The following is an 11,391-nucleotide window of genomic DNA, read 5'->3' on the forward strand; positions in this document are numbered from 1 at the left end:
TCTGAACCGGCTGGGACGCTTATGGCTTCAACGGCACCGAATGGTCATATCCGGTGTCTAGGCTTCTTGGAGGCGGGTCAAACCTAATCATCTGCACATGGTCGATAAAGTTGATGCATGGTGAGGAACCGTGCTCGCTTAGCGGCCAATGGGTGTGTTAACAATACGCATTCGATGCCGTCGGGAGCGGCGTGGCGTGGGAATATTGCCGAGTTTCCGAGTGGGGTGTAGGTATGTCGGCAGTCGCAAAGCCTGTGGTCAGTAAGGAGGGGAGGGCGATGGATAGCCAGGAAGCAGCGGTCTGTGCGTTGCTGGTTTCGCGCGGGCGGCTGAAAGACTCCGACCTGGCGCGGGCGCGCCGGCTGCATGAGGAGTCGCCTGAAGGCACCCTCACCGCCTTGATGGCTCGGTTGGGGCTGGTCTCCGAGCGCGACCTGGCCGAAGCCTGGTCCGAGTTGCTGCAGACGCCGCTGTTGGCCGCCCGCGAGGCGCCCGAACTGCCGCCGACGGAGCTGGACGTCTCCAGCCGCTTTCTCAAGCAGCATCACGTGGTGCCGGTGCGGGTGGGTGAGGATAGCCTGGGCCTGGTGGTGGCCGATCCGGCAGATGCCTACCCCCTTCAGGCCATTCAGCTCGCCGCCGGCCGACCGGTGGTGCTGCGCATCGGGCTGCGCTCGGAAATCGATGACCTGATCGAACGTTATTACGGTTCCGGCCGCTCGGCGATGGGCACCATCGTCGAGAACCTGGACGGCAGCGCGGCGGTCGAGGATGACGTGGAGCACCTGCGTGACCTGGCCTCCGAGGCGCCGGTGATCCGGCTGGTAAACCTGATCCTGCAACGTGCGGTGGAACAGCGCGCGTCGGACGTGCATATCGAACCGTTCGAGAATCGCCTGAAAGTGCGCTATCGCATCGACGGCGTGCTGCACGAGGTGGAGGCCCCACCTTCCAGCTCCACTGCCGCGGTGATCTCGCGCGTGAAGATCATGGCCAAGCTCAACATTGCCGAGCGTCGCCTGCCGCAGGATGGTCGCATCCAGCTGCGCGTACAGGGCAAGGAGCTGGATCTGCGCGTATCCACCGTGCCGACCAGCTTCGGCGAATCGGTGGTGATGCGTATCCTCGATCGTGAGTCGGTGGTGTTCGACTTCGCTTCGCTCGGCTTCACCGACAACTTCCAGCAGCGCTTCATCGATGTGCTGGATCGCCCGCACGGAATCCTGCTGGTGACCGGCCCGACCGGCTCGGGCAAGACCACCACGTTGTATACGGCGCTCTCCAAGATCAATACGCCGGACGTGAAGATCATTACGGTCGAGGACCCGGTCGAGTACCAGATCGAAGGCATCAACCAGATCCAGGTGAAGCCGCAGATCGGGCTGGATTTCGCGGGTGCGCTGCGCTCCATCGTGCGCCAGGATCCGGACGTGATCATGATTGGCGAAATGCGCGATCTGGAAACCTGCCGTATCGCCATCCAGTCCGCGCTCACCGGTCACTTGGTGCTGTCCACCCTGCATACCAACAGTGCGGCCGGCGGTATCACGCGTCTGCTCGATATGGGCGTGGAGGATTACCTGCTCGGCTCCACCGTCAACGGCATCCTGGCGCAGCGCCTGGTACGTCGCCTTGATCCTGAGACGGCGACGTCGTATGAGGCCCTGCCCGAAGTCGTCGAGCAGTTTGAGCTGCACAAGTACACCGACGAGCGTCCGATCCGTTTATGGAAACCAGGCAGCAGCGCGGCCAACCCGACGGGTTACCGTGGGCGCCGCGCCATCATGGAATTCCTGGTGATGAGCGATCCTTTGCGCCGCATGGTGATGCAACGCGCCGATGCCGGCGAAATCGAACGCCAGGCACGCGCCGAAGGCATGCGCACGATGTACGAGGACGGTATCGCCAAGGCCGTAGCGGGCATCACCACCCTTGAGGAGGTGTTGCGTGTCACGCAAGAATCGTGAGTCTGCTCCCTCTCCCTTGTGGGGAGAGGGCTGGGGTGAGCCCCGAACAGGGGGTAAAGGGCGGGTGCTTGCGAAAGCGCTTGTTTCTGCGATGTCGCCCTTGGCCAAGTTCCCGCGAGCACTCGCCCTTTACCCCCTGTTCGGGGCTCACCTCAATCCTCTCCCCAAAGGGGAGAGGAGGATGATTGCGTGAGTCAGTTCCGCTATCGCGCGATCAGCGCTGCCGGTGAGACGCTGCAAGGGCAGATGGAGGCCGCCAGCCTCGAGGAAGTGATCAGTCGCCTGCAGGATCAAGGGCACACACCGCTGGACGCTCAGGCCGCGGGTGCCGACATCGGTGGCAGCGGTCTGGCGGCATTGTTCCGGCGTGGCCCTTTTACCGGCGACCAGCTCGCGCAGTTCACCCATCAGCTCGCCACCCTGCTCGGCGCCGGCCAGCCGTTGGATCGTGCGCTGGGCATTCTGATGGAGCTGCCCGAAGGCGAGCGCGCGAAGAAGCTCATCGAGCGTGTGCGTGATCGCGTGCGCGGCGGTACGCCGTTGTCGCAGGCGCTGGATGAAGAGCACGGCGTGTTTCCCAAGCTCTATATCAGCCTGGTGCGCGCGGGCGAGGCGGGCGGTTCGCTGGAGGACACGCTGCACCGGTTGGCCGAGTACCTTGAGCGTTCCCAGCAGCTGCGCGGCAGCATCATCAATGCGCTGATCTATCCGGCCTTCCTGATGGTCGGTGTGCTGGGTTCGCTGCTGCTGTTGCTGGCGTACGTGGTGCCGCAATTCGTGCCGATCTTCCAGGACATGCAGGTGCCGATTCCGCTGATTACCCAGGTGGTGCTGGTCGTGGGCAACACCTTGCAGTCGTGGTGGTGGTTGCTGCTTATCCTGTTGGTGATGGGCGTGCTGGTGGCGCGAGCGCGGCTGCGCGATCCGGCGATGCTGCTGGCATGGCATGCGCGCCTGCTCACCTTGCGTGTCGTCGGACCTCTCTTGCTGAAAGTGCAGACCGCGCGTATCGCACGCACGCTCGGCACCCTGCTGAAGAATGGCGTGCCACTGCTATCGGCGCTGACGATCGCGCGCCAGGTCACCGCCAATCGTGCTTTGGACCAGGCGCTGGAACAGGCAGCGGAACAGGTAAAGGGTGGCGCCGGCTTGAGCTTCTCGCTGGCGCAGTCGCAGCGCTTTCCGCGATTGGCCCTGCAGATGGTGCAGGTAGGCGAGGAAGCCGGCCAACTCGACACCATGCTGCTGAAGGTAGCCGACACCTTCGAACTGGAAAGTCGCCGCGCCATCGATCGTTTGCTGGCCGCGCTGGTGCCGGCACTGACCATCGTGATGACCGTGATGGTGGCGATCATCATGGCGGCGATCCTGCTGCCGTTGCTCAGCCTCACCAGCAACATTCAGTAAGCCGCGTTGTCCGATAACACACCACTCCGACTCCCCGATTCCACGAGGTACCTGGACATGCAACAAAGGACCAACCGCCGACTTAGCACGGCACGCGGCTTCACCCTGCTCGAAATGCTGGCGGTGATCGTGCTGATCGGCATCATCGGCGCCGTGGTGGTGACCCAGGTGGGCAAGAACGTCGATAAGGGCAAGTACGGCGCGGGCAAGGCGCAACTCACCACGCTCAGCCAGAAGATCGAGAACTACGCGCTCGACAACGGCGCGCCACCGAAGCAACTGCAGGACCTGCTGGTGAAGCCGGCGAATGCGCGCAACTGGCAGGGCCCTTATTCGAAGGAGTCTGAACTGCACGATCCGTGGGGTCACGACTTTGGCTACAAGTACCCGGGCGACCATGGCAGTTTTGACCTGATTTTCTACGGTCAGGACGGACAGCCTGGCGGCGACGGCTATAACGCGGACGTGGGTAACTGGCAGTAATGATGGCGGTAGGGGACATGAGGCAACGAAAGGCGAGCGGCATGGCCGCCCGTCGTCGTTTGTCGCGTGCCTCTTCGCGCGGACCGCGCGCTCGCCACGCATCACGCGCGGCCGGTTTCACCTTGCTGGAAATGCTGGCGGTAATCTTGCTGATCGGGATCGCCGCCGCCGCCGTTGCGGTGTCGGTGACGCAGGGCCTGGCGAGTGCGCGCGTGAGTGCGGCGAGTGGGGAATTGGCGGCAGCCTTGCGGGCGACGCGCGCGCAGGCCATCGTGCATGGCGAAGAGCGCAGTTTCGATGTGGACACACGCGCCAATACCTACCGGCCCGCCGGTGGCGAAGTGGTGCGTTTGCCATCGGGCATGCGTGTCGGCATCACCAGCGCGCAGGAAGACCAGGTCAATGCCACTACCGGGCGCATCCGGTTTTTTCCGGATGGCAGTTCTACAGGTGGTCACGTCACGCTGCAGCGTGAGCGTCGACGCTGGCAAGTCAACGTGTCCTGGTTGACCGGCGCCGTCAGCGTGGCCGATACGAGCGCGAAGCTATGAAACGGCGGGTGCGCGGCTTCAGCCTGCTGGAAGTGATCGCGGCAATCCTGCTGCTGGCGATCGCATTTACCGCACTGATGAAAGTGGCAGGTGGTTCGATCAGCCTTGCACGCAATGCCGCTGATCACAGCGAGGCGGCGTTGTGGGCGCGAAGTCGGCTCGACACGGTGGATATTGACACGCCATTGCGGCTCGGCAGCAGCGATGGTCGCTTCGATGAGCGCTATCGCTGGCATCTGGTGGTAACGCCATGGAGCCCCGGCCAAGTCGACCCGAATGCGCAACTGCGCATGGTCAAGCTCGATCTCGACGTGTTCTGGGGCAGTCGTCCGCGTGAGCGCTCTGCGCATTTCAGCACGCTGCGCGTGTTGACTCCTCCAGCGGCGAATGCACCATGAGGCCGGCAGCAAGCGCCGCAGGCGCACGGCAGCAAGGCGCTCGCGGCTTTACGCTGCTGGAAGTGCTGGGTGCGCTCGCCTTGCTGGCGCTCCTGTTATTGGGCGTGTATTCGGGCGTGCGCACGGCAACGCAGACGGTGCGTTCCGGCGAAGCAGCCATCAGCCGCCTGGACGAGGTGCGCTCCGCCCAGCAATTCCTGCGCCGTGAGCTGGCGCAAGCACGTGCGGTACCGCTGGCGAAGGCCAGCAACGGCGACCCGATCTATTTCAGCGGCGATGAGCACGAAATGCGTTTCGTGGCGTCCTTGCCGGGCTATCTCGGCAAGCTCGGGCCGCAGTTGCAACAGCTGAAGCTGGTGCCCAATGGCAAGGGCGGTTCGCGTCTGGAGGCCAGTTTTGCGCTGATGCCGCCCGACGGCAGTGCGCCCCGTCCGTTGAGCGAGCCAGAAGTGCTGGTGGACGATATCCGTGGCGGCAGCTTCAGCTATCGCGCGCCCGACACGGCGCAAGCCAAGGGTGATTGGCGCAAACACTGGGACGATAGCCGCGTGATGCCGCGCATCGTGCGCATCGCCCTGACGCTGGATGGCGCCAGCTCGTGGCCGTTGCTGGAGGCTCCGTTGCGGGTCGATCCCACGGCCACCCAGGGCCAGGTGAACCTGCTGCAAGGCCTGCAGCCGCGGAGTCTCCAGTGAGGCGCGCCGTCATGGTCCATGCTCGGGCGCAGCGGGGCGTAGCCCTGCTGGTCGTGCTTTGGGCGTGCACGCTGCTGGCGATCCTGCTGGGCGGCTACGCCATGCTTGCGCGCACCGAAGGCTTGCAGGCGCGCTACATGTTCGCGCAGACCCAGGCGCATTACGCCGCCGAGGCCGGCTTGATGCGCGCCATCTACGCCATGCAGGATCCGCAGCAAGAGCAGCGCTGGATAGCCGATGGCCGCGTTTATCCGTTCGTGTTCGATGGCGCGAACGTCAGCGTCAGCGTGATCGACGAAAGCGGCAAGGTGGATCTCAACGCGGCCTCGCCGGATGTCTTGCAGAATCTCTTTCGCCTCGCCGGCATGCCGGATGCCAAAGCGCTGGATCTTGCGAAAAACGTGGTGGACTGGCGCAGCTTCGCCATGACCCCGGCCGGCGCTGGCCTCAACTCGTCGGCTTATGCGATGGCCGGCCGCGACTACGGCCCGCGGCATGGGCCCTTTGCCAGCGTGGAAGAACTGCAAATGGTGCTGGGCATGGATCCGGCGGTCTACCGTACGGTAGCGCCGCAGCTGACGCTTTGGTCAGGCCGGCCCAGCCCCGATCCCGCCAAGGCACAGGCGCTGGCGCTGGCTGCGACGCCTCCCGGCATGAGCCTGCAACAGGCGGATGCGATGGTGGCGGCGAGACTGGCCACACAAGCGCAGCCGGGCCTAGTAGTCAGTCAGGGAGTAACGCATAGTATTCGTTCGGAGGCTACGCTGGCCGACGGTACGCGCGCGATCCTTCGCGCCACAGTGCGTTTGCAAGTAGCTCGCAACGGCACCATGCCGTATGCGGTGCTGCGTTGGCAGGAGGGTGACGGGGAATGAGTTCGGCAACGCAGCCGCTGCGATCGCAGCTCGATCGCGCACGTCGCGCGTGGCGCGCATCGCCACTGCCACGCTTTTTTGCGTGGTGGGGTGGCGAGCTCATGGCCTTGCTGCCACATCGCTGGCGGGTGATGTTTGGCAGCGGCCCGAGCTGGTACCTGTTGAAGCCGGCGGGCGATGACTGGCAACTGTTTCGCGCCGGTCGCGCCGACCTGCCCGCGCAATGGAGCAGCCAGCTCGATGCGGCCGACCAGCAGGTGGCCTTCGCCGATGCCGTGCGTGGCGTCGATAGTGAAGACTTGCGCGTGGCGTTGTGCTTGACGCCTGCCGAGGTACTGCGTCCCCGCCTAACCCTGCCACTGGCGGCGCGCGACAGCCTGCAGCAGATAGGCGCTTTCGAAATGGACCGCCAGACGCCGTTCCGCGCCGAGCAGGTGCGCTACGACGTGCGCGAGTTGAATGGTCCCGCGCCGGCTGGTCGCTTCGCGGCGGAACTTGTGGCTGTGCCGCGGGCTACGCTGGATCCCCTGCTTGCGCGACTGGCTACCTCGGGGCTGCAGGTCGATGCCGTGGACGTCGCCGTCGAGCAGGATCGGCTCGGCGTCAACCTCTTGCCGGCGGAACTGACGCCACGTCGCCAGCATCCGCGCCAGCGACTGAACCTCGCTTTGGGCGCGGCCGCGATCCTGCTGCTGGTGCTGGCCTTGATGCAGTATGTGCACAACCGCGAAAGCGCATTGGCGCAGATGCGCACCGAAGTAGAAGGCATGCGTGCCGACGCGCAGCAAGTAGCCGCGCTGCGCCAGCAACTGCAGGACAACGCCGGTGCTGCCGGCTTTCTGGCCCAGCGCAAGGCGCGTACAGTGTCCGCGCTGGCCGTGCTGCAGGACATCAGTCAACGCCTGCCGACCACGGCGTGGCTGGAGCGCCTGAGCATCGATAACAGCGGCCAGGTCGGCTTCCAGGGACAAAGCCCGCAGGCCGCGCGTCTCGTCGATGCGCTGAAGGGCTCAACCGTACTGACCGACGCCAATTTCCAGGGCACCATCCAGGTCGATCCGTCGACGGGGAAAGAACGCTTCTACATGGTCGCGCAACTGCGCAAGAACACGGAGCCGAAGCCCAAGGCCCCGCCTGCCGCGATGGGAGGCGCACCATGAAGCTGGACGCATTGAAACCGCGCGAAAGCCGCATCGCAGCCATCGTGCTGTTGTTGCTGGTGCTGGTCATCGGTTACTTCGCGCTACTGCACTGGTGGTTCGTTGCACCGCTGCAATCCGTTCACGCGGAGATGAACGATCTGCGCGATACGCATGCGCGTTTCGCCGCGGCCATCGCGGAAAAGCCGCTGCTGCAGAAGCGTATCGCTGCCATGGGCGCAGGGCAGGCGGCGAGCCATGCTTTCCTGCCCGAGGATGATCCGAACGCTGCTGCCGCCGGACTCATGCAACGCGTCGTCGATGCCGTCGCCCAGCATCCGCAGAGCGGCGCTTGCGACGTCACGCAGAAGATGCCGGTGCCCAATCCTCCCTCTGCGCCCGATGAGCCTTATCGCAAAGTGGCCGTAAGCATCAGCCTGCGTTGCGAAGTGCAGCCGCTGGCCGAAACGCTGCACGACCTGGAACAGGGTTCGCCCTATCTGTTCGTGGATGACCTGAGCATTTATCGCAATCCCGTCGCCGCCCAGCAACAGGTGGGGGCGCCATTGGAAGTGCAGTTCACCCTGTCCGGTTATGTGCGTCAGCCGCGCAATGCGGGTGGCGATATGCAGGGAGAGGCTCAATGAACGCCGAGGCACAGCGCCGTCTGACACCCGTGCTTGGTGGTCTGGCCGCCACGTTCGGCTTGCTGTTGTTGCTGTTGCTTGCCGGCATGGGCCGCCACGTACATTGGGGAGCGACTCGGCCGGTGGCGCCGCTGCCCGAGGTGCATGACAAGGGCTTGCCGCCGCCGGTGCCGCTGGAGCAGTTCGCGGCCGTGTGGACACAGCCGCTATTCAATGCCGATCGCAAGCCGGCCATGCGCGCCGCCAGTGGCAGCGCGAGCCTGGGCGATATGCAGCTTACTGGCATCATCCTCACGCCTGCGCTGCACATGGCCTTGCTGCGCGACAAGAGTGGCGAACACGAAGTGCGCGTGCGCGAGGGCGACACCTTGCCGGACGGCAGCTGGCGCCTGGCCGAGCTCAAGCCGCGTGCGGCGATCTTCGAATCGGCCAGTGGCCGCACCGAACTCGGTCTGCCCGCCGGCGCACCCATCGACATGCCCAAGAGCGCCACCATGGCCAACGGCATGGCGCCCACACCTGCGCCACCCACGGCACCCATGCCAGCGGGTGCGGTGCGCATGATGACCGGCCCTGTGGCGCCGGCACCCAGCACATCTCTGCCGAATGCGAATATGCCAGGCATGCCGCAAACCAACGCGGATACGCAATCGGATCGCATCCGTCAGCTTAAAGAAGCCATCCAGAAGCGTCGCGCCGAACAGTCGGCAGCGCCCTCCGAAGGAGCACATTGAATGTTCACCACGCGCACGTCGCGGATTCGCCGCATCGGTACGCTCACTTTGGCTATCTGGCTAAGCGGTTGCCAGACCTTGCCGCAACCACACGATGACGGCGCGCTGCAGCGCGAGGCCATGGCCGGCACCGAGAATCCTGTACCGGCCCAGCTGCCTCTCAAGTCGAGTGGGCAACCGCAGGACCAGCACGCCGCCTTGGAGCCGAAGCTGCGCAGCGGTACGGGCAAGTTCGTGCAGGCGACCGGATTGGCGCAACCCCGTGAGGTGGCCAGCGGTGAAGGCGCGGTGACGTTCAACTTCGAGAACCAGCCAGTTCAGGCGGTGGTCAAGGCCATCCTGGGCGACCTGCTCAAGCAAAACTACACCATCGTGCCGGGCGTGCAGGGCAACATCTCGTTCTCCACTTCCCAGCCGGTGGACAGCAGTCAGGCGCTGCCGATCCTGGAAACCCTGTTGTCGTGGACCGGCAATTCGCTGGTGCAGCGCGAAGGCCGCTATATCGTGATGCCGTCGAAGGACGCGGTGGCCGGCAACCTGGTGCCCAGTCTCGGCGCCGTCGCGCCGTCGGCGGGATTGCAGGCGCGCCTGTTCCCGCTGCGCTACATCTCGGCCACCGAGATGCAGAAGTTGATCAAGCCATTTGCGCGCGCCGACTCCGTGTTGCTGGTTGATTCGTCGCGCAACCTCATCGTGCTGTCCGGTACACCGCAGGAATTGGAGAACTATCAGCGCACCGTGCAGACCTTCGACGTGGACTGGCTGCGCGGGATGTCGGTCGGCGTGTTCAGCCTACAGCGCGCCAATGTCAGTGAACTGATGCCCCAGCTCGACCAGATGTTCGGCCCCAAGGGCGATACGCCGCTGGCCGGCATGCTGCGTTTCATCCCGATCGAACGCACCAACGCGCTGGTGGTGATCAGCACCCAGCCGACATATCTGAGGGAAGTAGGCGACTGGATCGCCAAGATCGATCACGGCGGCGGCAACGAGCCGGACCTGTACGTCTATGACGTGCGCAATATCAAGGCCTCGGATCTCGCGCAGTACCTGGCGCAGATCTATACCAATGGTGCCGCGAATAACAGCGGCGGCAAGGTCGGCCCGGGCCTCAACGAAGGCACGCTTGGGAATAGCGGGAACGCCTACGGTTCTGGCAGCGGCATGGGCAGTACGGCAGGCAGCTTCGGCAGCAGCACCACCGGCGGACTTGGCAACTCCACGGGCGGGCTCAGCACCCACGGCGACCTCGGTACGACCAGCGGCGGTCTGGGTGGCAATACGGGGACTGGCGGCGGCACTACGGGCGGCAGCGCCTTTGGCAGCACGGGTGGGGTGTTTGGCAACAGCAACAACGCCAACAACAATCAGGGCGCCCAGCAATACAGCTCCGAGGACGGCAGCATCCGTATCAGCTCGGTCGATGCCAACAATCAGCTGATGGTGCGTGCGCGCCCTTCGCAGTGGGGGGAAATCGAGCAGGCCATCAAGAAGCTGGATAACGTGCCGCTGCAGGTGCAGATCGAGATGCGCATCCTGGAAGTGGACCTCTCCGGCCAGTTCCAGTTCGGCGTGCAGTGGTACTTGCAAGGCCTGGCCGGCGGCACCAACAACGGTGACGGCACCTTTACGCCGGGCACCCCCAGCAACCCGCGGCAAATTGGCCTGGGTCAGGGCGGCAACACCTACAACCCTGGCTCCAGCACCTCGCCGGGCGATGCGCTGTTCTACTCGTTCGTCAACAAGAACTTCCAGGTCGCGCTGCGCGCGCTGGAAGTCAACGGCAATACCAAGACGTTGTCCGCGCCGTCGATGGTGGTACTAAACAACCAGATTGCGCATATCCAGGTCGGCAACCAGATACCGGTCAACCAGACCTCGATCATTCCCGGCCTGGGCTCGACCACGACGACTTCAACCGCGAGCAGCGTCACCTACCTGCCGACCGGTGTCATTCTGGACGTGCAGCCGCGCGTCAATCCGGGCGGCCTGGTGTATCTCACGGTCCAGCAGCAGGTCAGCAACACGGTAGGCATAGCCAACCTGCAGGGCAACTACACCATCCAGCAACGCGCGGTGGGCACCCAGATTGCCGTGCAAAGCGGTCAGACCGTGTTGCTTGGTGGCTTGATCCAGCAAAACGAAGACAATACGAACACGGGTATTCCCGGGCTCAATCAAATTCCGTTCCTTGGTCGATTGTTTGGTACGACCAGCCGCAACCGCACGCGCACCGAGCTGATCGTGTTGATAACGCCGCGGGTGATCACCAACAGCGAAGACGCCAAGCAGGTGACCGACGAATACCAGCGCAAGTTCGAATCGCTGGCGCCGCTGCGGACGATGCCGACCACGACGACTCAACACTGAGTCGTCACTCCTTCTCCCTTTCAGGTGACCCGACGGTCGTCCCTGCGGGGGAGTGGGTTGGGGTGGGTGGCCGGCGCTCGCGATAACGTCAATAGAGGGTAAACAGCCGCCCCACTATCATGTGC

11 protein-coding genes are annotated in these 11,391 nt (G+C 64.3%); all 11 read left to right on the plus strand.

Annotated elements, in window-relative coordinates:
* The first annotated feature begins 233 nt into the window (after nucleotides 1-233).
* The 11 genes from gspE (at nucleotide 234) to gspD (ending at nucleotide 11,266) form a co-directional block, all read left to right on the plus strand.
* Nucleotides 234-1,967: a type II secretion system ATPase GspE gene (gspE, locus tag OUZ30_RS01950; protein WP_425601470.1), complete on the plus strand. Its 1,734-nt coding sequence runs from the start codon at nucleotides 234-236 to the stop codon at nucleotides 1,965-1,967.
* A gap of 189 nt (nucleotides 1,968-2,156) precedes the next feature.
* Nucleotides 2,157-3,374 carry a type II secretion system inner membrane protein GspF gene (gene gspF / locus OUZ30_RS01955; protein ID WP_266180480.1) on the plus strand — a complete coding sequence of 406 codons (1,218 nt, stop codon included), beginning with the start codon at nucleotides 2,157-2,159 and terminating at the stop codon, nucleotides 3,372-3,374.
* Nucleotides 3,375-3,431: 57 nt separating this feature from the next.
* Nucleotides 3,432-3,857, plus strand: coding sequence for a type II secretion system major pseudopilin GspG (gspG, locus tag OUZ30_RS01960; protein ID WP_266180481.1), 426 nt, complete (start codon nucleotides 3,432-3,434; stop codon nucleotides 3,855-3,857).
* Between the two features lie 41 nt (nucleotides 3,858-3,898).
* Nucleotides 3,899-4,408: a GspH/FimT family pseudopilin gene (locus OUZ30_RS01965; protein ID WP_266180482.1), complete on the plus strand. Its 510-nt coding sequence runs from the start codon at nucleotides 3,899-3,901 to the stop codon at nucleotides 4,406-4,408.
* Nucleotides 4,405-4,806 (plus strand): prepilin-type N-terminal cleavage/methylation domain-containing protein, encoded by a 402-nt coding sequence (locus OUZ30_RS01970; protein WP_266180483.1) that lies wholly within the window; start codon nucleotides 4,405-4,407, stop codon nucleotides 4,804-4,806. The genes OUZ30_RS01965 and OUZ30_RS01970 overlap by 4 nt, the downstream gene beginning before the upstream one ends.
* Nucleotides 4,803-5,501, plus strand: coding sequence for a prepilin-type N-terminal cleavage/methylation domain-containing protein (locus OUZ30_RS01975; RefSeq protein ID WP_266180484.1), 699 nt, complete (start codon nucleotides 4,803-4,805; stop codon nucleotides 5,499-5,501). Before OUZ30_RS01970 ends, OUZ30_RS01975 begins: the two co-directional genes overlap by 4 nt.
* Before the next feature lie 11 nt (nucleotides 5,502-5,512).
* Nucleotides 5,513-6,376 carry a type II secretion system minor pseudopilin gene (locus OUZ30_RS01980; protein ID WP_266180486.1) on the plus strand — a complete coding sequence of 288 codons (864 nt, stop codon included), beginning with the start codon at nucleotides 5,513-5,515 and terminating at the stop codon, nucleotides 6,374-6,376.
* Nucleotides 6,373-7,536 (plus strand): PilN domain-containing protein, encoded by a 1,164-nt coding sequence (locus OUZ30_RS01985; RefSeq protein WP_266180487.1) that lies wholly within the window; start codon nucleotides 6,373-6,375, stop codon nucleotides 7,534-7,536. The genes OUZ30_RS01980 and OUZ30_RS01985 overlap by 4 nt, the downstream gene beginning before the upstream one ends.
* Nucleotides 7,533-8,162, plus strand: a complete 630-nt coding sequence (gene gspM, locus OUZ30_RS01990; protein WP_266180488.1) for a type II secretion system protein GspM — start codon at nucleotides 7,533-7,535, stop codon at nucleotides 8,160-8,162. The genes OUZ30_RS01985 and gspM overlap by 4 nt, the downstream gene beginning before the upstream one ends.
* Nucleotides 8,159-8,896, plus strand: a complete 738-nt coding sequence (locus OUZ30_RS01995; RefSeq protein WP_266180489.1) for a general secretion pathway protein GspN — start codon at nucleotides 8,159-8,161, stop codon at nucleotides 8,894-8,896. The genes gspM and OUZ30_RS01995 overlap by 4 nt, the downstream gene beginning before the upstream one ends.
* Complete coding sequence (gene gspD, locus OUZ30_RS02000) at nucleotides 8,897-11,266, plus strand: type II secretion system secretin GspD (protein WP_266180490.1); 2,370 nt, start codon at nucleotides 8,897-8,899, stop codon at nucleotides 11,264-11,266. It abuts the gene before it with no gap.
* The last annotated feature ends 125 nt before the right edge of the window (nucleotides 11,267-11,391 follow it).

The organism is Dyella humicola, assembly GCF_026283945.1.
Taxonomy (GTDB): Bacteria; Pseudomonadota; Gammaproteobacteria; order Xanthomonadales; family Rhodanobacteraceae; genus Dyella; species Dyella humicola.

Bases quoted from the DNA above. Each gene is read 5' to 3' on its own strand.
- gspE (WP_425601470.1), top strand. From the start codon at position 234: ATGTCGGCAGTCGCAAAGCCTGTGGTCAGTAAGGAGGGGAGGGCGATG.
- gspG (WP_266180481.1), top strand. From the start codon at position 3,432: ATGCAACAAAGGACCAACCGCCGACTTAGCACGGCACGCGGCTTCACC.
- OUZ30_RS01965 (WP_266180482.1), top strand. From the start codon at position 3,899: ATGGCCGCCCGTCGTCGTTTGTCGCGTGCCTCTTCGCGCGGACCGCGC.
- OUZ30_RS01970 (WP_266180483.1), top strand. From the start codon at position 4,405: ATGAAACGGCGGGTGCGCGGCTTCAGCCTGCTGGAAGTGATCGCGGCA.
- OUZ30_RS01975 (WP_266180484.1), top strand. From the start codon at position 4,803: ATGAGGCCGGCAGCAAGCGCCGCAGGCGCACGGCAGCAAGGCGCTCGC.
- OUZ30_RS01980 (WP_266180486.1), top strand. From the start codon at position 5,513: ATGGTCCATGCTCGGGCGCAGCGGGGCGTAGCCCTGCTGGTCGTGCTT.
- OUZ30_RS01985 (WP_266180487.1), top strand. From the start codon at position 6,373: ATGAGTTCGGCAACGCAGCCGCTGCGATCGCAGCTCGATCGCGCACGT.
- gspM (WP_266180488.1), top strand. From the start codon at position 7,533: ATGAAGCTGGACGCATTGAAACCGCGCGAAAGCCGCATCGCAGCCATC.
- OUZ30_RS01995 (WP_266180489.1), top strand. From the start codon at position 8,159: ATGAACGCCGAGGCACAGCGCCGTCTGACACCCGTGCTTGGTGGTCTG.
- gspD (WP_266180490.1), top strand. From the start codon at position 8,897: ATGTTCACCACGCGCACGTCGCGGATTCGCCGCATCGGTACGCTCACT.